This is a genomic window from Paenibacillus sp. VCA1, assembly GCF_031583795.1.
GTDB lineage: Bacteria > Bacillota > Bacilli > Paenibacillales > Paenibacillaceae > Paenibacillus_AQ > Paenibacillus_AQ albilobatus.
Genome location: NZ_JAVLSX010000009.1, coordinates 261,791 through 283,785, shown reverse-complemented (window position 1 = coordinate 283,785; position 21,995 = coordinate 261,791). Strand labels below are relative to the sequence as shown.

Annotated in this window: 20 protein-coding genes and 1 riboswitch; of the genes, 6 read left to right on the top strand and 14 right to left on the bottom strand. The window is 56.3% G+C overall.

What is annotated here, in order from left to right; genetic code table 11:
- Positions 1 to 8: 8 nt before the first annotated feature.
- The 10 genes from cobS to cobD all read right to left on the bottom strand — a co-directional run bounded on the left by cobS (position 9) and on the right by cobD (position 9,721).
- Positions 9 to 818 (bottom strand): adenosylcobinamide-GDP ribazoletransferase, encoded by an 810-nt coding sequence (gene cobS / locus RJP21_RS21435; protein WP_310861102.1) that lies wholly within the window; start codon positions 816 to 818, stop codon positions 9 to 11.
- Positions 815 to 1,372 (bottom strand): bifunctional adenosylcobinamide kinase/adenosylcobinamide-phosphate guanylyltransferase, encoded by a 558-nt coding sequence (gene cobU / locus RJP21_RS21430; protein ID WP_310861101.1) that lies wholly within the window; start codon positions 1,370 to 1,372, stop codon positions 815 to 817. The genes cobS and cobU overlap by 4 nt, the downstream gene beginning before the upstream one ends.
- Before the next feature lie 5 nt (positions 1,373 to 1,377).
- Positions 1,378 to 2,433 carry a nicotinate-nucleotide--dimethylbenzimidazole phosphoribosyltransferase gene (gene cobT / locus RJP21_RS21425; RefSeq protein WP_310861100.1) on the bottom strand — a complete coding sequence of 352 codons (1,056 nt, stop codon included), beginning with the start codon at positions 2,431 to 2,433 and terminating at the stop codon, positions 1,378 to 1,380.
- Positions 2,433 to 3,239 (bottom strand): ABC transporter ATP-binding protein, encoded by an 807-nt coding sequence (locus tag RJP21_RS21420; RefSeq protein ID WP_310861099.1) that lies wholly within the window; start codon positions 3,237 to 3,239, stop codon positions 2,433 to 2,435. The genes cobT and RJP21_RS21420 overlap by 1 nt, the downstream gene beginning before the upstream one ends.
- Positions 3,236 to 4,282 carry a FecCD family ABC transporter permease gene (locus RJP21_RS21415; protein WP_310861098.1) on the bottom strand — a complete coding sequence of 349 codons (1,047 nt, stop codon included), beginning with the start codon at positions 4,280 to 4,282 and terminating at the stop codon, positions 3,236 to 3,238. Before RJP21_RS21415 ends, RJP21_RS21420 begins: the two co-directional genes overlap by 4 nt.
- On the bottom strand, positions 4,282 to 5,289 hold the full coding sequence (locus tag RJP21_RS21410; protein WP_310861097.1) for an ABC transporter substrate-binding protein: 1,008 nt from the start codon (positions 5,287 to 5,289) through the stop codon (positions 4,282 to 4,284). Before RJP21_RS21410 ends, RJP21_RS21415 begins: the two co-directional genes overlap by 1 nt.
- 310 nt (positions 5,290 to 5,599) lie before the next feature.
- Positions 5,600 to 5,809, bottom strand: a riboswitch (cobalamin riboswitch).
- A 181-nt stretch (positions 5,810 to 5,990) separates the two neighbouring features.
- Positions 5,991 to 6,677, bottom strand: coding sequence for a histidine phosphatase family protein (locus tag RJP21_RS21405; RefSeq protein WP_310861096.1), 687 nt, complete (start codon positions 6,675 to 6,677; stop codon positions 5,991 to 5,993).
- Positions 6,668 to 7,633, bottom strand: a complete 966-nt coding sequence (gene cbiB, locus RJP21_RS21400) for an adenosylcobinamide-phosphate synthase CbiB (protein WP_397386258.1) — start codon at positions 7,631 to 7,633, stop codon at positions 6,668 to 6,670. Before cbiB ends, RJP21_RS21405 begins: the two co-directional genes overlap by 10 nt.
- Positions 7,630 to 8,352, bottom strand: coding sequence for an adenosylcobinamide amidohydrolase (locus tag RJP21_RS21395; RefSeq protein WP_160042712.1), 723 nt, complete (start codon positions 8,350 to 8,352; stop codon positions 7,630 to 7,632). The genes cbiB and RJP21_RS21395 overlap by 4 nt, the downstream gene beginning before the upstream one ends.
- Positions 8,353 to 8,626: 274 nt before the next feature.
- The gene (gene cobD / locus RJP21_RS21390) at positions 8,627 to 9,721 is read right to left on the bottom strand and encodes a threonine-phosphate decarboxylase CobD (RefSeq protein WP_310861094.1); all 1,095 of its coding nucleotides are present in this window, start codon (positions 9,719 to 9,721) and stop codon (positions 8,627 to 8,629) included.
- A gap of 276 nt (positions 9,722 to 9,997) precedes the next feature.
- Here cobD and lplA point away from each other — a divergent pair, with 276 nt between their 5' ends.
- Entirely contained in the window at positions 9,998 to 11,002 is a 1,005-nt protein-coding gene (gene lplA / locus RJP21_RS21385) for a lipoate--protein ligase (RefSeq protein WP_160042714.1), read from the top strand.
- A gap of 250 nt (positions 11,003 to 11,252) precedes the next feature.
- On the opposite strand, the gene RJP21_RS21380 is transcribed toward lplA, so the two are convergent.
- Positions 11,253 to 13,994, bottom strand: a complete 2,742-nt coding sequence (locus tag RJP21_RS21380) for a family 78 glycoside hydrolase catalytic domain (RefSeq protein WP_310861093.1) — start codon at positions 13,992 to 13,994, stop codon at positions 11,253 to 11,255.
- Between the two features lie 132 nt (positions 13,995 to 14,126).
- On the opposite strand from RJP21_RS21380, the gene RJP21_RS21375 reads away from it, so the two are divergent.
- The 3 genes from RJP21_RS21375 (at position 14,127) to RJP21_RS21365 (ending at position 17,037) form a co-directional block, all read left to right on the top strand.
- Positions 14,127 to 15,005, top strand: coding sequence for an AraC family transcriptional regulator (locus RJP21_RS21375; RefSeq protein WP_310861092.1), 879 nt, complete (start codon positions 14,127 to 14,129; stop codon positions 15,003 to 15,005).
- A gap of 73 nt (positions 15,006 to 15,078) precedes the next feature.
- On the top strand, positions 15,079 to 15,918 hold the full coding sequence (locus RJP21_RS21370; protein ID WP_310861091.1) for a transglutaminase domain-containing protein: 840 nt from the start codon (positions 15,079 to 15,081) through the stop codon (positions 15,916 to 15,918).
- A gap of 30 nt (positions 15,919 to 15,948) precedes the next feature.
- Positions 15,949 to 17,037: a DUF1835 domain-containing protein gene (locus RJP21_RS21365; protein ID WP_310861090.1), complete on the top strand. Its 1,089-nt coding sequence runs from the start codon at positions 15,949 to 15,951 to the stop codon at positions 17,035 to 17,037.
- Between the two features lie 300 nt (positions 17,038 to 17,337).
- Here the strand turns inward: RJP21_RS21365 and RJP21_RS21360 are convergent, their stop codons facing one another.
- Complete coding sequence (locus RJP21_RS21360; protein WP_310861089.1) at positions 17,338 to 17,598, bottom strand: YqkE family protein; 261 nt, start codon at positions 17,596 to 17,598, stop codon at positions 17,338 to 17,340.
- Positions 17,599 to 17,764: 166 nt separating this feature from the next.
- Here RJP21_RS21360 and RJP21_RS21355 point away from each other — a divergent pair, with 166 nt between their 5' ends.
- Complete coding sequence (locus RJP21_RS21355) at positions 17,765 to 18,667, top strand: DMT family transporter (RefSeq protein ID WP_310861088.1); 903 nt, start codon at positions 17,765 to 17,767, stop codon at positions 18,665 to 18,667.
- 39 nt (positions 18,668 to 18,706) lie between these two features.
- Positions 18,707 to 19,504, top strand: coding sequence for a Cof-type HAD-IIB family hydrolase (locus tag RJP21_RS21350; protein WP_310861087.1), 798 nt, complete (start codon positions 18,707 to 18,709; stop codon positions 19,502 to 19,504).
- A gap of 130 nt (positions 19,505 to 19,634) precedes the next feature.
- Here RJP21_RS21350 and RJP21_RS21345 read toward each other — a convergent pair whose 3' ends face one another.
- On the bottom strand, positions 19,635 to 20,405 hold the full coding sequence (locus RJP21_RS21345; protein ID WP_310861086.1) for an MBL fold metallo-hydrolase: 771 nt from the start codon (positions 20,403 to 20,405) through the stop codon (positions 19,635 to 19,637).
- Positions 20,406 to 20,645: 240 nt separating this feature from the next.
- On the bottom strand, positions 20,646 to 21,713 hold the full coding sequence (locus RJP21_RS21340; protein WP_310861085.1) for a sulfate ABC transporter substrate-binding protein: 1,068 nt from the start codon (positions 21,711 to 21,713) through the stop codon (positions 20,646 to 20,648).
- Positions 21,714 to 21,995: the final 282 nt, after the last annotated feature.

Below are 21,995 nucleotides of genomic sequence, written 5' to 3'. Positions count from 1 at the left end.
ATATCCATTTAAAACCGATACTGAATGATCACAAGCACGAGCAGCAGCAGCGCTTCGATCCCCTCGTTCAGCGCGCCGTACGTGTCGCCGGTCAGGCCGCCGAGCTTGCGGGCCATGCGCCGTGCCGCCCACGTTCCCCCGGCCCAGGCTGCAAGCGGTAACGCAACCCAGGCCAGACCTGCCTGCCCATACGTCCACTCCCCGACGCCAAGAAGCGGAAACAGCCCGGCAGCGGCTGCGGTGAGAAGTATTGCTCCCGGCAGTGCCGCCGCACTATGGCGTTTCTCCATGCCCTTAAAATTGCTGCCGGCAAGCCCCTTGTTGCCGCGGGCCATCGGCCACGACGCCATCGCATGCACCATAAACCACCGGCTCCAGACCGGCGGAAGAAGGAGCATGAGCGGCGGCCAGCCTTCAGTCAGCAGCGAATAGACCAGCGCCGCTTTCAGCAGCAACAGCAGCACGCAGGCCATGACGCCCATCGCGCCGACCCGGCTGTCCTTCATGATCTCCAGCATTTGCTCGCGCGGCCTGTAGCTTAAGAGCCCGTCCGCGGTATCCATCCATCCGTCCAAATGCAGCCCGCCGGTCAGGGCGACCCACAACACGAGCGTCAGCACTGCGGCAGGCAGCGGCGGCAGCAAGTACAGAGCCGCGGCCGCGACACACCATACCACCGCGCCGATGGCCGCTCCCGCAAGCGGATAATGGCATGTGCTCCGCCGGAACAGCTCGGGCGTATAATCCAGCTCCGCTTTGACCGGAAACCGGGTCAGAAATTGAAAAGCCGCCGCTACGGCCTGCCATCCTGGGTTCATAGCCGGTACTCCCTGCTTTTCAGTTCGATCGGGATGCCGACCGTTACCAGAAATACCTGTTCGCAGACGCGGGCCACCGACTGGTTCAGGATTCCGGCATAGTCGCGGAACAGTCTTCCTAGCGGGTATTCCGGCACGATGCCGTCCCCGACTTCGTTTGTGACGAGCACGAGCGGTCCGGGATAGGCTTGGACGGCTTCCACCAGCCGGTCGATGGCTTCCCGAATCGCCTGCTCCATATTTTCCTGTTCCTCCGCCGCCAAAATCACGTTGGTCAGCCACAATGTCAAGCAGTCCACAAGCACCGCCGGCGTCTCGGAGCCGGCATGCAGCGATGCAAGCAGCTCCGGCAGCTTCAGCGGCTCTTCCATCGTGTTCCAGCCGAATTCGGCTTGATCCCGCTGCCGCTTATGCCGGGCGATCCGCTGTTTCATCTCCGCGTCAAAAGCCTGGGACGTCGCCACATAAATCGCCTGCTGCGCGTTCGCCATCATCCAGCGCTCGGCAAACGAGCTTTTCCCGCTCCTTGCTCCGCCGGTAACCAAAATGCTCATTGCCCTCACACCCCGCTTCCGGCAATGCCGGCGCTTTCGAACGTCGCCATCTCGCTGACGATCCGGCATGCCGCATCGACGAGCGTCAGTCCGAGCACGCCGCCCGTCCCTTCGCCGATCCGCATGTCCAGATCCAGCCCGGGACGCAGATCCAACGCTTTAAGCAGCTGGCGGTGTCCCTGCTCTTGGGAGATGTGGGAGGCAATCATGTAACCGGCGGCTTCCGGCGAAATCACCCGTGCCAAAAGCGCCGCCGCGCTCGAAATGAAGCCGTCGATCACCACCGGACAGCGGTTCGCCGCCGCTCCCAAAATCACTCCGATCAAGCCGCCGATCTCAAGCCCCCCGACTTTGGCAAGGACGTCGATCGGGTCCGCCGCATCCGGAGCGTTCAGCTGCAAAGCTTTTTCAATGATCCCGATTTTATGCTTCAGCCGTTCATCATCGAGGCCCGTGCCGCGCCCGGCCGCTTTGGCCGGCTCCGTGTTGGTCATGGCGCACATGACGGCCGCGCTTGCGGTCGTGTTGCCGATCCCCATTTCGCCGGTCACGAAAATGCTGACGCCGCGCCGAACCTCTTCTTCGACGATGCTTATGCCGGTCTCGATGGCGCGGATCGCCTCTGCCCGCGTCATGGCCGGTCCTTTGGCCATATTGGCCGTACCGAATCGGATCTTCCGGGAGACAAGCTCCGGATGGGAAATGTCGTTGTTGACGCCGATGTCGACGCAAACCACCTTCGCTCCGGCTTGGCGGGCAAGCACGTTAACCGCGGCGCCGCCGGACAAAAAGTTGTGGATCATTTGCGTCGTCACTTCCTGCGGAAAGGCGCTGACCCCCTCTTCGCATACGCCGTGGTCCGCCGCCATGACAATGACCGCCTTTTTTTCGAACGAAGGTTTGATACGTCCCGTAATGCCCGCAAGCTGAACGGCAAGCGATTCCAACTTCCCCAAGGCGCCGGGAGGAACCGTCAAGTTGCCGATATGGGCCGCAGCCGCGCGCGATGCCTCCATATCCAACTCGGGGATTCCTTCCACATACTGCTCTAGAAAACCCATTAATTTCCCTCCTCCTTATTTCGCTTTAACGCTGCCTTGGACAAAAGAACCTGGGGCGCGCCATAGACGGGATGTGCCACGATGACGGGCTCCACGTCGTATACGGACCGGATCCGCTCGGATGTCAGCATTTCCTCCGGCGTCCCCATGCTGACGGCCCTTCCGTCACGCAGCACGAGCAGCTTGTCGCAATAAAGCGCGGCCAAATTGAGATCATGCAGCACGGCGACCACGGTAATCCCCGCCTCTTTCCTCCACTCGGCCACAAGCTCCATAAACTGCTGCTGGTAATGAATATCCAAAAAAGTCGTCGGTTCGTCAAGCAGTAATATTTGCGGCTCTTGCGCCATGACCTGACCCAAGGCAACCCGCTGCCGCTGTCCGCCGCTCAGTTCATCCAAATGGCGGTCCGTCAGCCCTTGCAGCTCCAGCTTTTCCATAATGCCGTCGATCAACGCGCCGACGTCTTCGCGCATATCCTGTCCGAGCCAGTTCAGGTAAGGATGGCGGCCCATTTCAAGCACTTCGCGCACCGGGTAGTGGACAGGCATAATCCCTTCCTGTTGAAGCACGGCCATCATCCGCGACAGCTCCTTGCGGCCGTAATCCTCCACATGCCGGCCCCGAATGCGGATCGTCCCCGAGCTTGGGCGTTCCACGCCCGACAGCAGGCGCATCAGCGTCGATTTGCCGCTCCCGTTCGGGCCGATGATTCCCCACCATTCGCCTTCCCCGACGGTCCAGTCGAGCCCGCGCAAAGCCGATACGCCGTCAAATGCTTTTCCCAAGCCCTTGGTTTCGATCATGCGCCTAACCCCTTTCGCTGTTTCTTGCTGCGGTATAACAAATAACCAAAAAACGGGGCCCCGACAAACGCCGTCACCACGCCGAGCGGAATTTCCGTCGGTGCAAGCAGGGTGCGTGCAAGCGTATCCGCCCATACCATAAAAATGCCGCCGCCGATCGCGGAAAGCGGAACGAGCAGCCTATAGTCGGACCCGACGATCAGCCGGATCACGTGCGGGATGACAAGTCCCACGAATCCGATCACACCGGCCATCGAAACTGCGGCTGCGGTCAACAGCGTGCTGACGAGAAGCACCATCATTTTGAGTCCTTCCACGTTAACCCCTAAATGCGCCGCCTGCCGCTCTCCGAGCGACAGCAGATTCAGCGACCGCGCCCGGCTCCAGACGAGCAGCAGCCCAACCAGAAAATAAGGCAAAAGGATGGCCGTATACGACCATCCGCGCAGGCTTAAACCGCCCATTGTCCAGTATAAAATTTCGTTTACCGTCTCTTTGGACATCGCGGTCAGGAACGAGACCACCGCCCCGAGAAAGGACTGCATCACGACGCCCGACAAAATCAGGCTGTTCGTCGGGATTTTTCCACGTTCGCGGGCCAGCGCCATCACGCCCCACAGCGTCGCCGAGCCGGTGACAAACGCCACCGCAGGCAGCGTCCATGCTCCGATCAGCGAATACTGCATGCCGCAAAAGATCAGGATCGACGCGCCGACCGCCGAGCCCGAAGAGACGCCAAGCGTAAACGGATCGGCAAGCGGATTGCGCAGCACGCCCTGAAAACCCGCGCCCGCCACCGCCAGCGCGGCGCCGACCAGCATGCCAAGCAGCACGCGCGGCAGCCGCACCATGATGATGATTTGCTCAAACGACGGATTCCACGTCGGATGAATGAGCTCCTTAACCCATGGCAGCCGATGAAGCACGATCAACGCGATATCCTTCACCGGGAGCGCGACCGAGCCGATCCCCAGACAGATCAGCAGGGTCAGCACCAGCAGCACCAGGCCGATCCCTCCGTAACCTGCCAGCTTTTTGCTCATTATTTAAACAACTCCGGATAAATGGCTTTGGCAACCTCTTGCAGGCCTTGCGTCACGCGTGGACCCGGACGGCTAAGCAGGTTGTCGTCCAGTCCGATGACCGCCCCATTTTTGACGGCCGTAATTTGATCCCAGCCGCTGCGCCCTTTGATGATGTCGCCCAAACCTTTTTTCGTTTTATCATCGACTACGCTCTTGGCGTACAAAATGACGTCCGGGTTATCCTTAATGATCTTCTCTTCACTGATCTCGTTCCAGCCCTGCGTATCTGCAGCCACGTTGACGCCCCCGGCCAAGTTGATCAACTCATCCATAAACTCGCCTTTTCCGACGGTCCAGCCCGGGGAAAACTCGATGTATACTTTTTTCTTCTTGTCGTCGGCCAAGGATTTCACCGCTTCGACGACTTTGCCTTCTTCTTCTTTCATCCGGTCGACTACCTTTTGGGCTTCGGCCTGATGATCGGTAATTTTGCCGTACGTTTCGATATTTTTAATGACGTCGTCCACCGTCTTCGGATCGGTCTTGAAAATTTTGATGCCGAGACCGCGCAGCTTCTTGACCGCCTCCTCGCTCATGGAAATGCCCGTAAACACGATATCCGGCTGGGCCGCGATGATCGCTTCCTCGTTCGGCTTCATGATGCCGCCCATTTTCGGCTTGGACTTGGCGTCTTCGGGGTAATCGTCATAATCGGATACGCCGACGATTTCATTCCCGAGACCGATCGCGAACAGCGCTTCGGTTTCCGCCGGAGACACCGACACGATTTTTTTCGGCGCTTCGTTAAACGTGAAGGATTCGCCCGTCGCATCCTGAAGCGTGAGCGGATAAGCTGTTTTCAGGCTGTCCGTCTGCGCTTGCTGTTGGGACGCCTCCTGCTTGGCCGGCTCCTGGGGCGCGGACTGCTGCTCCTTGTTTTCATTGCCGCAAGCCGCAAGCGATAACGCGAGCAGCAAAGCCGCAAAGCCGGTGGACCATCTTTTGATTGACGATTGCAAATTCATGTACGTTTTCTCTCCTCTATGGTTCTTTTTCTCTTGACGCGAAAGAAGCCTGGCAATAGAACGTTCATGAATGCGGCTTTGACGGACACCTTTCGGAATACGGACCGGGCGGCCTTGAATGAATAGAAGCCAGACCGCGCTATATCTTCAAAAAAACCCTGATTCTTTTTGCCAAGAACCAGGGATCACGTCGCCTGAAAAAGACTGCGGCGTCAGCCGCATGCGCAGGCAAGCGCGCTTAAACACGCAGATGGCCGCAGCGACCGTCTGGCGGAAAGCGCACGCAACGTAATCCTTTTCCTCGAAGGACCGTCAATAAGCTCATGAGGCAGGTCTCCTGACTTACAGGTTGGGCGAAATCATCCCGGCCTTCCCATCCCTCCTTCATGGCGGAACAGTGGCATATCGGGACATACCTGTTTTACAGTGGCGGGACCGTGCCGGATTTGCACCGGCTTCCCTTTTCACCCGAAGAAACGGCGTCGCGCCGCTTTCCGGGACCTCATCAGCGTTCATTATTCATTTATTCCAGGCAATGCATCTCTAGCTTTTGATTATAGGGGAAGATGGAAGAGGTGACAATGGATTTTACGAGAATAACCCGCGCCGGCATATGCTTTCAAATCAATCTTTAAAAAATGCCTTCGGCTTCGAAAGAATCGGTTTCGTCCCCTCCGCTTCTTTCGATTTTTATCGGGTCCTTAAATATCTCCGAGATTTGCGCCGCTCCAGCCTTCCTCCGTCCGTTCCAGCGTCAGAACAAGCAGGTTCCCGGGTTCGATGCGGATATCCCAGAATGCGATTGTTTTCATAAAAGCATGCACGATTTGCCGGATCACTCCGCCATGCGCCACAAGCAGTACCGAAGCGCAGGCTTTGTTACCCGAACTGCCAGTGTTTTCAGTGTTTTCAATGTTTTCAGTATTTTCAGTGTTCTCCGTGCATCCGGCAGCCCTGCTTTCCGCTTCCTGCAGCATGAATGCCGCAAACGCGGCAATTCGGCTTTCAAACGCCTCCCAAGATTCGCCCTGCGGCGAAGTCACGCGTTTCGGTTCGTCCAACCACTGCCGGTACAAAGCGTTGTCCTTGAGCTGATCGTAGGTATGCCCTTCCCACACGCCAAAGTCCATTTCCCGCAAACGATCGTCGTATACGGCTTCTCCGGCCAGATCCGGACGCACCTCTTGCAAGCTCTCCCGACAACGCGCCAGATCGCTGCAGTAGACCCTGCCAAAGCTTCGATCGCAAAGCTTTTCCCGGACGGGAGCCAGCTCCTCCCTGCCCTGGTCGCTAAGTCCGATGTCGGTATGCCCCAGATAACGTTTCTCCTCATTCCACGGCGTTGTACCATGTCTCATCAATATAATCTCCAGCCGCTTCAAGTCCATAACGTGCCTCCCGCCGCCCATATAACCAGCAAAGCCATCAGGACGAACAGAACCGAAACCGTCAGCAGCAGCCGATTAGCCAGCAAAATGTCGCGGGACTTCATCGGTCTGAACGCCTCTCCCATATAGGCTCTGAACGATTCGACGCCGTGGTAGACGTTGACGCCGCCCAGCCGAATCCCGAGCGCCCCCGCGACGGTCGATTCGGGAAAGCCGCTGTTCGGGCTCGGGTGCTTGCGGGCATCCTGCCGCATCGTGCGCCAAGCTCTGCGCCAATTCATCCGGAGAAGAAAAGCCGACACGGTAAGCAATAACGCCGTCAGCCTTGCCGGAATCCAATTGGCGATGTCGTCCAGCCGGGCCGAAGCCCAGCCGAGATGGAGGTATTTTTCGTTTTTGTAGCCGACCATCGAATCGAGGGTGTTCACCGCGCGGTAAGCCATGGCCAGCGGGGCTCCGCCGATCAGCGCACAAAACAGCGGGGAAATGACCGCATCCACGATATTTTCGGCGACGGTCTCCACCGTCCCACGGACGATCTCCGGCCCGTCGAGATGGGAGGTTTCACGCCCGACGATCATGCTGAGGCTGCGGCGCGCCGCTGGCAGATCGCCGATCGCGAGATGACGGTATACTTCCTTTCCCGCATCCTTCAATCCTTTAACGGCAATCGTCGTGGCGATCAGCGCCACCTCTGCCGCCCAGCCAAGCCAGGGATGGATCCCGTTTAACACTTTGAGCAGCACCCAGGTGATGATCAGCGATCCTCCCGCAACGACTAGGGGCAGCAGCAGCCCCGCCATTTTGAATTGTTCCGGCTGAAATTGCCGGCGTATCCAGTTCTCCATCCCTTTGATCGCCTTTCCCATCTGAATGACGGGATGCGGAATCCAGCGCGGGTCGCCGATCAGCAGATCCAGTATAAAAGCTCCGGCCAAAACGGCCATCGCCGTCAATGCCGCTCCGCCCATGCCGTCAACAGACCCTCCTTCACCGCGCCGTACACCGCGCGTCCGACCATGGCGCCGAGATCGGTGGCCGTTCCCGCATACATATGTTCCACCGGGTAAGCCGCGCTTTGACTCACCCCGAGCATGATCGCGTCCGAGGTCGTTCCCGTGGCCACCAGCCCGTTTTCCGCGTCGCGCACATCAAGGTCTGCAAGCGCGGCCGCTTTCGCTTCCACCGCCGTCATGATGACATTGACCATCGCCGCCTGGGTCAGCTTTGCATCGATCATCAGTATGATGTTCACCGTGCCGGGGCGATACGCGGGATAGGTGGTTCGTTCGGAGCCGGCTTTGGCGGCATTCGAAGTCCCGGCGGTCACGCAGCAGAAAACGGCGGCCTCCCCGTTTTTTTCCTCCATCACCGAAGCATGCTTCAGCTGAACCGCGGTCAAAAGCCCGGCGGTCGTGTCAACCGGATACCGCCATTCCCGCAGCCATTCGGCTACGTCGCGCACCGGATCGGAACAGTCGTAATTTTTGTCCACGTAAATGTTGGCCATTCTGCGCAGTCTCGTCACGCCTCCGCCGTACACCGCGCTTCCCATGGCCTCGAACGGTCCCGGTGCCTGAAGCAGCAGATGCCGATCCCCTTTCTTAAGCACAAGGCCAGGCCAAGCTGTAGATGCATATTCGGTTTCTTTTTCGATCAAAAATGGTGTTGCCACCCCGCTCCCCCCTTAAGTACGAATCATTCCAATTCCTATTGAATTTTCTACAAAAAATAACGTCCTTTGATGACGGATCACATCTATATCAGTTTCGATAACGTACCACGTCTACGAAAACGCCACCCGCGATCCGCTCACGGATCGCAATTTCAGCCCGCCGAACCTAAATATCTTGAAACATGATTTTTCAAACGTTACTTTCCCTTCGGTTCAACGCCCTATTGTTTTGCAGATCCCGACGTGTTTCCTTGCCTTCCCATCTCCCATCTATTCATGAAGAAGACGATGTTCCGGCGATGACCTCCCCCATGACGTCTAGCAGCCGCGCATTGTCCGCATGCGTTTTGACGGCAACCCGGATATGTTCTTTTCCCAAACCGGGGTACATGGCGCAGCTGCGGATCAGCACGCCGCGTCGGCCCATTTCGCCCTGCATGTTCTCCGCCGTCCATGGCGCCGGAAGACCCGCGAGCAGAAAATTCGCTTCGCCTTCGGTCACGTCGCAGCCCAACTTTCGTAAACCTGCGGCCATCAATCCTCTTTGTTCCGTAATAAGGTTGATCGTGTCCCGCTCGTAACCCTCGCCGCTTTGCAAACAGGCTTCCCCGGCAAGCAGCGCCAAGCCGTTCACGCTCCACGTAACCTGCTTGCCCTTCATCGCCTGCGCCACATTCGGATGCGCCGCCGCAAATCCGAGCCGCAGGCCCGGAATCGCGTAAAACTTCGTCATCGACCGGACCAAAATCGTATGCGGATACCGGGCCAGCTCCGGCAGCAGCGACTGCCGGTTCTTTTCCGGAATAAAATCGATAAACGCCTCGTCCACCACCAAATAGGTGCCGCAGCGTTCCGCAGCGTCGGCCAGACGGCGTAAATCCTCCGCGTCGTATTGAATCCCGTTCGGATTGTTGGGCTGGCCGATAAAAAGCAGATCGACGGCCTGCAAGCGCTTTTCGATCTCTTCGGCTTCGGCCCTCCATCCGCTGGCCCGCGAACCGTACACCGACTGCACTTCGGCGCCGAACTGCTCCGACAACTGCCTGTATTCCGAAAAGCAAGGTTCGACGATACCCACCTTCCGGGGGCGCAGCGCCAGCAACACGAGCGCCATGCACTCCGCCGCCCCGTTGCCGATGCACAGCTGCTCCGGCTGAACGCCCAAGCGGGCGCTTAACAACTCTTTCAGCCCGCGGTGCCCGGGATCGGGGTAACGAATGATCGCAGGCAGCGCGTCCCGCAGCTTCTCCATCACGCCGGGAGGCGGTCCCAGCGGGTTGATGTTGGCGCTGAAATCCAAAAAAACGCTCCGGCCGTAGATCTCCGCAGCGCTCTCCAAATCCCCGCCGTGCCCGTATCTTTCCAGCATATGCCGCACTCCTGTCTGTTCACCATAATTGAATCCATTATGGCGTTAATGTTTTTGCGGCGTCAATGCAAATTCTTTTTTGTTTCTTGCAAACGATTGGTTTACAATAGATTCGAAAGCTGCTTTGGTTTTTGCAGAAAACGGGTATAAGCTGCATTCGGGCCCTCATTTTAGGGACGTTACACTCATGTTTTTCGCATGCACGGAGATCCGATCAAGCCGCTTTCATTTCGCAAATATCAAAGAATACAGGTCTTTAAACGGAGGAGTCAAGCTATGCTGTTTATCGATAACCAAGGCATTACCGATCCGGCCATCAACCTGGCCATCGAGGAATTTACGCTCAAGCATTTGCCGATGGAGGAAGACAGTTACCTGCTGTTCTACATCAACCGTCCTTCCATCATTATCGGCAAGCATCAAAATACGATCGAAGAAATCAACCAGGAATACGTCAGGGACCACAATATCCAGGTGGTGCGGCGTCTTTCCGGCGGCGGCGCGGTCTATCACGACCTCGGCAACCTGAACTTCAGCTTCATCACGAAAGATGACGGCCAGTCCTTCCACAACTTCCTGAAGTTTACCCAGCCGGTCATCGATGCGCTGCGCAGCATGGGCGTGAACGCCGAACTCAGCGGACGCAACGACCTGCAGGTCGGAGAGCAAAAAATTTCCGGCAACGCCCAGTTCGCCACCCGGGGCCGGATGTTCAGCCACGGCACGCTCATGTTCAACCTGAACCTGGATGACGTGCAAGCTTCCTTGAACGCCAACCCGGAAAAATTCAAATCCAAAAGCACCAAGTCGGTCCGCAGCCGCGTCGCCAACATCAGCGACCTGATGGATCGCAAGATGACGATCGAGGAGTTCCGCTCCGAGCTGCTGCGCGCCATTTTCAACATGGATCCGAAAGACGTTCCCCAGTATCATCTGACCGAAGCCGATTGGGAGAAAATCAACCAAATCTCCAAAGAGCGGTACCAAAACTGGGAATGGAACTACGGCCAATCGCCGGAATCGAACGTCAAACATACGAAACGTTTCCCTGTCGGCATCATCGACATCCGGATGGATATCAAGGACGCGCGCATTCAAAACATCAAAATCTACGGCGACTTTTTCGGCGTGGGCGACGTGGCGGATATCGAGGACAAGCTTCGGGGCAAACGCTACGAGGAGTCCGAGGTTCGCGAGGCGCTTCAAGGCGTCGATATCAAGCATTACTTCGGCAATATCGAAATGGACGATTTTATCGGGCTTGTCTTTTTGGAAGATTAAGCTTTGGCGATTCGCGAAATTTTAAAAATAAATGCAAAAAACAGCATTCTTGCTTCCGGCAAGGATGCTGTTTTTTTGTTTGGAAAGGGGCGGATCGTCGAAACTTGATGGGAACCGGACTCCATTTATTCAACGGCGCTGCGGTGTACACGTTTCGGCCGCCGGCTCGCCTCATATCATCGAACGGCAAAAACCAAGCCCACGTCTCCCGCCTTCTTTAACGCGCCTTAGCAGCCTCTTTCATTCCTGCCTAAACGGCAAATTCGAAACGATATTGCCCCGAACCTGCCCGTACCTTAACTCCTTCAGCGGCCTTCTCCACGAACAAGATGCCTTCGGCGGAAGCTGCGTCGATGTCGGACTCCTTAACCGTTTCCGGATCAGCCGCGGGCAATACGATCGTCGCCGTGGTGTTCGGCGGAATCGTGACATCCATCCGCATTCTTCCGCTTTGGATGCTCCACGATGAACGGATCGTTCCGTACATGGAGTCATAGGCCGCTTCGGCGGAGGTGATACCTTTGCCTGGACGCGGATGAATGACAATCCCTTTGTAACCGGGTTCGGCTTGGCTGGTATCGATGCCGGCGACAACACCGTACAGCCATTCCCCGACCGAACCGTAGGCATAATGGTTGAACGAATTCATCTCTTCGCTCCAGAACGATCCGTCCTCTTTGATGCTGTCCCAATGCTCCCAGATGGTCGTTGCGCCTTTGCCGACCGAATAAAGCCATGACGGGTATTCCTTGCGCAGCACAAGCCTGTATGCCAATTCGTTGTATCCGTTCTCCGTCAGCACCCGGCATAAATACGGCGTTCCGACGAAACCGGTGGTCAGCGCCGTACCGTTATCCTCAATCATCGCGGCCAGCGTCCGTGCCACCCTCGTTTTCGTCTCGCCTTCGACAAGCCCGAACGCCAGCGCAAGCACATGGGCCGTCTGCGTATGCGCGCAGAGTCGGCCGCTAGGCGTAACGAACTCCTGCCGGAACGCATCGACGATCCGTCTATGCAGGTCGCGGTATTCGCCGGCAATCTCCCGTCGGCCGATCAAAGCTGCGGACCGCGCGAATAAATCCGTCGAATACGCAAAATAGGCGGTGGCGATCAAATCCGTCGGCGTTGCCCGGGAGTCGGCGTTAAGATGCAGCCAATCGCCAAAATGAAACCCCGTATTCCACAGCGTTTCCTGTTCGCCTTGTCCGCGAATGTAATCGATCCATGCCTTCATGCTGTCAAACTGTTCTTCCAGGATGCGCGTATCCCCGTAACAAAGATACAGCGTCCAGGGACAAATGACCGCCGCGTCGCCCCAGGCTGACGAAGAATGCATTTCCGCGCTTTCCGGGAATATGTTCGGAATGACCGCGGGAACGCCCCCGTCCGGCAATTGATCCGCCTTCAAGTCCCGCAGCCATTTCGTAAAAAACGGCCCGACTCCCATGTTGAAAGCGGCGGTTCGGATAAACACCTGGGCATCCCCGGTCCATCCGAGCCGTTCATCCCGCTGCGGACAATCGGTCGGCACGTCAAGGAAATTCCCTCTCTGCCCCCAAACGATATTTTGCTGCAGCTTCGACACTTGTTCGTCGGAGCAGGCAAACGTCCCCGTGGCCTCCATGCCGCTGTAAATGACGCAGCCCGTAAAGTCATCGAGGTTGATTTCGCCGGGATATTGGACGACGTGCACATAACGGAAGCCCATAAACGTGAATTCAGGTTGATAGGTCTCCTCCACCCCTCCCCGGCAAATGTACTTTGCCGTCTGCTTCGCTTTGCGCAGATTAGCGGTGTACACGTTGCCGTTGCGGTCGAGCACCTCAAAATGGCGCAGTTCCGCCACCGCTCCCTCCGTTGCGCCGCGGACGGTGAAACGGACGGCGCCCACCATGTTTTGGCCGAAGTCGATGACCGTTTCCCCGGCAGGCGTCACGATGAAAGCGGCCGGCTTCAACTCATGCATCACCTTCGGCAGCTCGTTCTCCTGGCAGACAAGCATCGATTTCGGGTACTCAACGACAGATGCCCGTTTCCAACCGGCGGTTCTCGGCATAACCTTTCCTGCTTCATTTAAGCCGATTTCGGTATCCGCGCTGATCTCGGCATCGTATCCTTCACCGTTCCAGGTCCCAGGCTTTGCCCAGTCCGCAATTTCGAGCCGGGCATCATAAATCTCCCCGTCGTAGATCTCCGACATCAGCACAGGCCCGGTCGCCGCCTGCCAGCTTTCGTCCGAGCAGATTACCGCCTCGCGGCCATCCTTGTACAAGACATGGAGCTGAACAAGCGCGGCCCGGGCAGAACCGTAATATCCGTTGTTGTTTTCCCAGCCGAGCGCGCTTTGATGCCAGCCTTTCGCCAGCACGACGCCAACGGTGTTGTCGCCTTCGGCCACAAACTCCGTCACGTCGTAGGTCTGTACTTGAAGCCGTTTGTTATAACTCGTCCAGCCCGGGGCCAGCACGCCGTCGCCCGCCTTGCGGCCGTTCAGTTCAAGCCGGTAGGCGCCAAGCGAAGTGGCGTACACTCTGGCACGGACGATCTCTCCATCCAACCGGAAGCCGCGCCGCAGCAAATATGCTGCATCCTCATTCCACCCCTGGCTCTTGGCATCGCAGGTGATCCACGAAGCCTGCCAGGAATCCTCCCGGAAGATCCCGGTCTCCCAAAAAACCGTCCCGCTCCAGTCGGCCGCCGCGGAGCGCCGATCCCATGCCCGTACGCGGGCGTAATAACGGGTGCGTTCCTCCAGCGGTTCTCCTCCATACTCGACGTGAACGGAACGGTCGGATTCGATTTTTCCGCTGTCCCGAATCGGGCGGTTAAAATCGGGATCTTCCTTCGCAACCTGTATCTGGTAAGCCGTTTGCAGGACATGCCGCTCCCCTGTGCCCGCCTCCAGCTTCCAGCTCAGTCTCGGCCGGATCGGCCCGATCCCGAGCGGATTTCGGACATATTCGCTCCGCAAATCGGTAACGCGTAAGTTCAAGTTTATTCCCCTCCTCGCTTCGACATGGAAAATCTTATCCTCAGTATATCGAACTAAATATTGCAAAATATGGGTTATTCCATGTATTTTTATAGGGGATTCCGTTTTGTTTTTTTGGGAGGGGGATTTCGTTTGGAAAAGGGTAAGCATATGGTCATGCAGTTCCATTCGCTCCTGAACCGGGATGAAGATATATTCGTCAATCGGATCGCGGAGTCGTTCGAAACGCCGCAGCACTCCCATGATTTTATCGAAATCAATTATGTCGCGGAGGGACGGGGGTTCCATTACATCGATGAGGAGCTGATCGCCGCCGAAAAGGGCGATGTGTTCGTCCTGCCCGTCGGAACGGCGCATGTATTCCGGCCGACCGCGGTTTCCCCGAAGGAACCGATCGTCATCTATAACTGCGTTTTTCAGCCGCACACGCTTGCGGATTGGGCCGAGGCGATCCCGATGCCGATGCGCATTTTTGAATACTTGTCCCCTGCAAAAGGCGGCGCCAAGGCGGCCTGGATGAAAACGACCGACCGCAGCGGCGATTTCCATTTGCTTTTTACCGGAATGTATGCCGAATATATCCGCAAGGCCGATGGCTATCGGACGATGCTGTGCGGAAAGCTGCTGGAGCTGCTCGGGATTCTCGACCGCCGGCTCTTCGGGACGGAGGAAACGCGATGGCAGGACCCGCTGTTCGAAGAAATTCTGAACATCATCCATATGCGGTGCGGTGAATCCCAGTTTACGATCGGAGAGCTGACCGAGTCATTAAACGTCACGAGCGGGTATGTGCAGCGTATGTTCCGGAGGTACTTCGGCGTAACGTTCCTCACGTATTTGCAGAATGCCCGCATCGAGCGAAGCTGCCGGCTGCTGCGCGAAACGTCGTTTAAAGTCGCCTACATCGCCGAGCTGTGCGGGTACCAGGACCTCAAATTTTTTTACCGCATTTTTAAACGCAAAACCGGATCGACGCCGCATCAATATCGTCTCAAGCATCGCCGGTCGTAAACGGGAAACAGCGTTCTTTTCTTTTTCCTGAGTGACAGATTTTTTTTACATATGATTAAACCGAGGTGATTCCGTGTTCGGACACATGCAGACGTTTACCGATCATTACTTGAAGCTGCTGGAATTAACGGGCTACAGTACTGCCTCTGCGGAGAATATCCCCTTTCAATATCAATCCGAATCGGAAGCCGCGGAGCTGCGGAAGCTGAGGCAAACGTACGATTTGGAGAAAGCCGCAGGCAGCGGCGATGAGCTTTCCCGAATCATCAACCTGATGAAGTGGGTCGGCCAAAAGCTCAAGCATGGAGATGTACCCGCTCCCGATCCTTGCCACGCCCTGCACGTCTTGGAACATGTCCAGCAAACCGGAGCCCGCATGAACTGTTATGCAATCGCAACCGTATTAAACGAAGCGTATCTGAGTCTCGGCTTTCGCTCCCGCCGGGTTTTCTGCCGCTCCTATGACCCTTATGATCCGGACAGTCACGTCGTCACCGCCGTCTTCTCCGAGTCGTTACGCAAGTGGGTGTATATGGACGCCTCGTGGAGCCATTTCGTTACGGATGACCAAGGCATCCTGCTAAGCCCGGAGGAATTCAGGTATCGGCTCGGACAGCGTCTCCCCGTGCGGTTGAACGGGAATCCCGAATCGTCGGATTGGAACGAATTTTACTTAAGCTACATGGCTAAAAACCTTTTTTGGTTCATGACGCCGCTGCACAGCGAATATAATGCCGAAGCCGTGCGCCCGAGCAAAACATACTGTGTCCTTCTGCCGGAGCATTTTGAGCCGGTCGAAATGAAGCAGGCGCCCCCTGAAAACGTATCCGTCATCGTATCGCGGAGTCCCCTGCATTTTTGGAGCCCTCCGGCAGTGCATGTTGCGGACAAGGAAACAGCTCCCGCCAAATAGAAATAATCCCGGAAAGGAAGGGTTCGGAAGATGGACAAAATCATGAAAATGAAAGAAGCACTGAACGGGCTTTCCGCCCAAGAACTGAAGCGGCTTCTGTTATTGACGTTCCATCAGGTGGAGGCTGCTGCACGTGACCACTCTGCAAAAGAAGAGCTGTACCCTTTTCTAAAGGAGGTATACCACCATCTTCTTGACGACCGCCAAAACCAGGTCCGCCGCTGGCAGCCCGATGCCGGCACGAAAAAAGTACACATCCTGTTTGGTCCTTCACCTGCGGGCAGTCTCAAATGGGCACTCAAGGAAATGGGGCGCTCCGATACGGACAAGGTCATTTCTTTCGATTATGATCATTTTGCTTTCGGGCCGTTGTACATGCTTCACACGGAGGAAGGAAGAAGGCACAGGGAGGAATGGTTCAGGGATCACATCAACGAATCCGGAAAGGATGACGGGCTTCGCTATGAAGAATACCATGGGGAGCTCGTAAAGCAGCTGTCGAAAATCCCCCCTGAAGCGAGCATCGTCATTTGGAGCTGCAAAAATGCCCATGAACGGACGGGTTTGCTTTGGGCTGTTTATTTACTGCGGCACCATCCGAATCCGATAACCATTATCGATGCGGACGAGGAATGCGGCAAAAAATACAACACGCCGGATTATTGGTGCAAATACAAGCATACGGGTGAGATTACCCCCGAGAAACTGCAAGAAGTATACTTGGAAGCCGAACAAGAAGACCCGCTTCCTGACGAAATCAGGCGGCAGCTGGAGGAAAAATGGCTGGAGCTCGCCCGGCGGCACGAGGCGCTGCGCCTGTGGGAAGACGGCGATCTCCGGAGCGTCGGCGAGGACTACCTCGATGCCTACTTGCTTCGAACGGTAGAGGCACTTCAACACAGCATGCCGGAGCATGAATTCATCAAAGCGGCCCGGGTGATCGGCCAAGCCCTCGGCATGTGGGATGACTATATCGGGGATAGCTTTTTCGAGTACCGTCTCAGACACCTCATCTATGAGGGGCATTTGGAAATCAAAGGCGTGCCGCGGGCGATGCGATATTACAGCGTCAGACTTAAAAAGCTGCCCGGGAGGAACGACGCGGGTTCTCCCCGGTAAATCCGCATAAAGCGCCCTAAACGAAACGCCATTTTGCTTCTTTTGACGGAAAACGGGATCATGCCCATGAATCAAGAATCTCGTCCTCCGAAAACGCATCATGCAGGATTCCGAATCTCATTCAACGAAAATGCATCATGCAGGCTCACGGCCCCCGCCTATTAAAACGCATTGTGCCAAGATTACGGATCCCGTTCCACGAAAATGCATCAGTCATGCGGGATCTTGGATTCCGTCCCCCAATAACGATCCTACCGCAGACATATGAAAAGCTGCCCGGGTGGGCAGCTTTTCCGTCGGTCATTTATATTTCTTCCAGTCCATACTGCTGTTTTCAAGCAAATATTCAAAATCGTTGTCGCGGCGTTTTTGCTCGGCTTTGCGCGCTTCCTCCGCTTTTTTCAACTCGGCCTCTTTTTGCTTCTGCTGCTCGGCTTTTAATTCCTCCGACTGCTGCTTCAGCTTATTCAGCACATCGCTGCTCAAAAGGTCCTTCAGGGTCGCCGGCTTATCCGCCGTCTGCGGCTTCACGGCCGCGTCTTGTTTTCTTTTTTTGGCCATGTCATCAACTCCGTTTCACCCACATTATAGCAGGTTTCCCGCTTTTGGTCAGGTTGCCGCGCCGCGAATTTCCTTGTCCGTCCGTCCGATTTGCGATACAATTTGGTCACTTGCCTTGGGTCTGATCTAAAACGCCCGGGTTTTATGCATGAAAGGAATGACTTCATTGAACCGCTCTCGTTTTGCCGATCTCAGCCTGCTCATCGTCGCCGCGATGTGGGGATGCACCTTCCTGATCGTTCAGCATGCCGTGAGGGTGCTGCCTCCGCTTGCTTTTAACGGCATCCGCTTCGTCGGGGCGGCGGTTTTGCTCGCTTTGATCATCACCGCGTTTTACCGCGGCCAGTGGCGTGCCGTAAGCCTTCGCATGCTGCTGCATGCCTGCCTGCTCGGGCTTTTTTTGTTTATGGGTTATGCTTTTCAAACGGTCGGCCTGCTGTATACCACCACCTCCAATGCCGGCTTCATCACGGGGTTATCGGTCGTTTTGGTGCCGTTTCTGGCCCTGATCCTGCTCAAGCATCCGATCTCGCGTTATACGTGGCTCAGCGCGCTTCTGGCGGCCTGCGGGTTATACCTGCTGACCTTTGCCGGTTCCGCGTTCGAAATGAACAAAGGGGATGTTCTCGTCTTCCTGTGCGCGATCGGGTTCGCCCTTCATATCGCTTACACCGGCATTTTTGCGCCCCGGTATCCCGCACTGCCTCTGGCAGCGCTGCAAATGGCCGTCGTCGGCCTGCTCAGCCTGATCGGATCGCTGCTATTTGAGGATATGGGCCCTGCTTCGCAAACGGTACAGCGGCTGCTGCAGCCGGAGGTGTTATGGGCGCTGGCCGTTTCGATCGGCCCAACCAGCGCGTTTGCGTTCTGGATTCAAACCGTCTGCCAAAAATATACGAGCCCGTCCCGGGTGGCGGTCATTTTTGCGATGGAACCGGTTTTTGCCGCCCTTACCGGCTTATGGTTCGGAGGAGAAACGCTCGGCATCGCCGCCGGGGCCGGCTGCTTGTTCATTTTCGCGGGCATGATTCTGGCCGAATTGAAATCCGCGCCCCCTGCGGTACAATAAAGGTAGCCATATTCCATAGAAAAAGGGAGAGAAGCCATCATGTACAAACTGATCGCCATCGACATCGACGACACGCTTATCAACGATGACAAGGAAGTGACCCCTGCCACGCAAAAGGCTTTGGAGGCCGCAATCGCCAAAGGCGCCGTCGTGACGCTGGCCACCGGCCGCGCTTACGCGTCCGCCCAAGCCATCGCCCGCCAAACCGGCCTGAACGTGCCGATCATTACGTACCAAGGTTCGCTCGTCAAAAACCTGATGGACGAAAAGGTGCTTTACAAGCGTTACGTCCCGAAGGACGCGGCGCATAAGCTGTTTGAATACTGCATTCAGCATGATCTCCACCTGCAGGTATACATCGATGACAAGCTGTACGCGCGCGAGGAAAACCAGAAGCTGATCGACTACTGCAGCCTGAACCGGACGCCGTATTATATCGAACCGGATTTTGAAAAGCTGATCGAACAGCCGACGCCGAAAATGCTGATCATTGACGATCCCGATTATTTGGACAAGCTGATCCCCGTTTTCCGCGAGCTGCTGGGCAGCGAAGTGCATATCACCAAGTCCAAGCCGCATTTCCTTGAAATTATGCATCACGAAGGCACAAAAGGGCATGCGCTGACCTTCCTTGCCAACCATTTTGGCGTCGATTTGAACGAAACGATGGCCATCGGCGACTCCTGGAACGACCATGAGATGCTGGAAGCGGCGGGCCTTGGCGTCGCCATGGGCAACGCGATCCAAGCGCTGAAGGATATTGCCGATGACGTGACGCTCAGCAACAACGAGGACGGCGTCAAAGCCGCGATTGAGAAGTTTGTTTTGAATGCTTAAGGGCGAAGCCCTTAGGATCTCCGCCTGAGTGCCGCGCCATTTTCCTTGCACGGATTAAAAAAGACAGCCTCAAAGCAGGTTCGCTTCGGAACCTCTTCGGCTGTCTTTTTTCCGTTAAATCAGCGCTTTATTAGGCCAATTCCATCTTCATTCCGGTACGTGCAAGCTCGACATTCGACGGCAGCGGAATATCCCCATTCAGATCGACGTCGTGGGACATATGGGTGTAGACCGCACGTTTCGGCCGGACCTCGGCCAGAAGCTCCGCCGCTTCCCGCATGTCGTAAACGGAGCGCGACTCATACGGGGCCGTTTCATGCACAAAGCTTGTCCCCAGCACAAGCAAGTCCAAATCATGCAGCGGCTTTTTTTCCTTTTCGTTCAATCCGATGGAATCGGAGCAATACACCCAGCGGTAGCCGTTTTTTTCGAGCCGGTACGCGTAACTAAACCCGTTGTAGCCATGGCACACCTTCCAGCCTTTAATCTTCCAGCCACCCAGTTCGATGCCGTGATCCACCGCCGTGACGTTCATATGTCTCGCCAGCCATGGGAACTGCTTCAGGATCGTGTCGATCACTTCCTGCGGGGCGTACAGCTCCCCTTTCCGGCCCAGCCAGCGGCAGGCATCCGCCCATTCGGGAAGCCCCCCGATATGGTCGAAATGGGCATGCGTCACCAATATTTTCTCGGCGAAACGAAGTCCCTGGCTCTCCATCTGGGCCCGCCAATCCGGGCCGCAATCGATCAAAAAGCCGCCTTCCGGCCCTTCGATCATGACGAGCGAGCGCAAGCGGCGGTTGGTGCCGGTCGTTCTTGCTTCCATGCATACGTCGCAGTCGCAATAAACCCTCGGCACCCCCATTGCATCGCCGGTTCCCAAAAATACAAGCGTATCCATGTCGTTTCCTCCTCCACGCCCGCGGGCGCCTGAAATGTTCCGGACCATGTAAACCTCATGGAATGCTTATATTGTACCACGCTGAACGGAGGGATGCCCGCCGGAACCCGGCGATACGGCTGATCCACACACAAAAAAAACGGGATCTGCCTGCATGGCAATCCCGCTTGTTATCCTGCAGCCGCGTCACATGGACCGCCATCTTTACCCGCGATAACCTAAGCTTTATCCAAGCCAAGATTAAATGCCGGCAAGCACTTGATACCAAATCCCTTTTTTCGAATAAAGCGTGTCCCGTACCTCATCCCAGCCGCCCAGGTAGGTGATGTCAAACAATCCTGAAGGGATCGGATAACGTTTTTCGTTTGCCTTCAGCACCTCTTCGTCCACCGGCCGGAAGCCGTAATCGGCAAATACCGTCTGCGCTTCCTTGCTTCGAAGATACTCCACAAAAGCCTCCGCGACCTTTCGCGTCCCGTGCTGATCGGCGTACTTATCCACGACAGCTGCCGGATTTTCGATTTTGATGGTGTACTTGGGGATGATCACGTCGTATTTTTGGCCTTGCTTGATCCGGGCGAGCAGCTCGTTTTCATAGGTTACCACCACGTCGCCGACGCCGTATTCGAAGGCGGCCATGGAGGCTCTGCCGCTTTTGTCCAGCGATTCGATGTTTTGATGAACCTTCTGCAAAAAGGCTTTGGCGTATGCCGGATCCTTTTTCCCCTGCTCCTCCGAAAGCTTCAATCCGGCTCCGTAAATGGCGTTGATATCCCACTGGGCTCCGCCGGAGGTTTGCGGGTTCGGGTACAGCACCTTGACGCCCGGTTTGGTCAAATCCGTAAAATCATGAATGCCAAGCGGATTCCCTTCACGCGTGCCGAGCGCGACGACGGAGCGCGTGATCATGCCGCCGTCCGGGACGTCCCGCCACGTTTTGTCGACGAGCCCCGCTTTGACCAGCTTATCGACGTCCCCTTCCATCGCAAGCAGCGTGACGTCCGCCTCAAAGCCGCCGATGATCGCGCGGGCCTGGGTTCCCGAGGCTTCATAGGATTCCTGGAATTTGACCGTTTGCCCGGTCTTCGCTTTCCACTCCTGCTGGAACTTGGGCAAAATGTCTGCCATGGCGTCCTTGGCGATGCTGTAAGCGCCGATGACCAGCGTGATCTCCTTCCCGTTTGCGGGAGCTGCGCTGGCTTCCGTGGCCGTTTCCCGGCTGCATCCGGACAGCATGAGCGATATCAGCAGAAGGAAGCCGAGCATACCCCACATATTCTTTTTCAACCGGCTTAAGGATGGTTTCATATGCGCTTCCTCCTGGTTTTAAAAAATTACGAACGGTGACTTACATCGCTGGCATAAAAAAGCGAAGGCAGCGTATGTGAGTAAAACCGACTCCTCCGAAGCTGCGGTGATCGGTGAGAGTCTCACAGAACGCTAGCCCCGTGAAAACACGCTGCCCCGAATTGGTTCAAAATCATATTTGTTTTGGACAATAAGCAAAAGTAGCGGAGGGGACGGAATCGATCTGAAGAAACGGTAGTGGTCGCCTTTGTCTCCGAATTTCTACCCTTTCGATAAACAAAA

What these genes read in the sequence shown, in the direction of transcription:
- cobD (WP_310861094.1), bottom strand. Translation starts at nt 9,721, where the DNA reads ATGCTGGAAAGATACGGGCACGGCGGGGATTTGGAGAGCGCTGCGGAG.
- lplA (WP_160042714.1), top strand. Translation starts at nt 9,998, where the DNA reads ATGCTGTTTATCGATAACCAAGGCATTACCGATCCGGCCATCAACCTG.
- cobU (WP_310861101.1), bottom strand. Translation starts at nt 1,372, where the DNA reads ATGAGCATTTTGGTTACCGGCGGAGCAAGGAGCGGGAAAAGCTCGTTT.
- cobT (WP_310861100.1), bottom strand. Translation starts at nt 2,433, where the DNA reads ATGGGTTTTCTAGAGCAGTATGTGGAAGGAATCCCCGAGTTGGATATG.
- RJP21_RS21345 (WP_310861086.1), bottom strand. Translation starts at nt 20,405, where the DNA reads ATGGATACGCTTGTATTTTTGGGAACCGGCGATGCAATGGGGGTGCCG.
- RJP21_RS21350 (WP_310861087.1), top strand. Translation starts at nt 18,707, where the DNA reads ATGTACAAACTGATCGCCATCGACATCGACGACACGCTTATCAACGAT.
- RJP21_RS21360 (WP_310861089.1), bottom strand. Translation starts at nt 17,598, where the DNA reads ATGGCCAAAAAAAGAAAACAAGACGCGGCCGTGAAGCCGCAGACGGCG.
- cobS (WP_310861102.1), bottom strand. Translation starts at nt 818, where the DNA reads ATGAACCCAGGATGGCAGGCCGTAGCGGCGGCTTTTCAATTTCTGACC.
- RJP21_RS21410 (WP_310861097.1), bottom strand. Translation starts at nt 5,289, where the DNA reads ATGAATTTGCAATCGTCAATCAAAAGATGGTCCACCGGCTTTGCGGCT.
- RJP21_RS21415 (WP_310861098.1), bottom strand. Translation starts at nt 4,282, where the DNA reads ATGAGCAAAAAGCTGGCAGGTTACGGAGGGATCGGCCTGGTGCTGCTG.
- RJP21_RS21365 (WP_310861090.1), top strand. Translation starts at nt 15,949, where the DNA reads ATGGACAAAATCATGAAAATGAAAGAAGCACTGAACGGGCTTTCCGCC.
- RJP21_RS21420 (WP_310861099.1), bottom strand. Translation starts at nt 3,239, where the DNA reads ATGATCGAAACCAAGGGCTTGGGAAAAGCATTTGACGGCGTATCGGCT.
- RJP21_RS21405 (WP_310861096.1), bottom strand. Translation starts at nt 6,677, where the DNA reads ATGGACTTGAAGCGGCTGGAGATTATATTGATGAGACATGGTACAACG.
- RJP21_RS21340 (WP_310861085.1), bottom strand. Translation starts at nt 21,713, where the DNA reads ATGAAACCATCCTTAAGCCGGTTGAAAAAGAATATGTGGGGTATGCTC.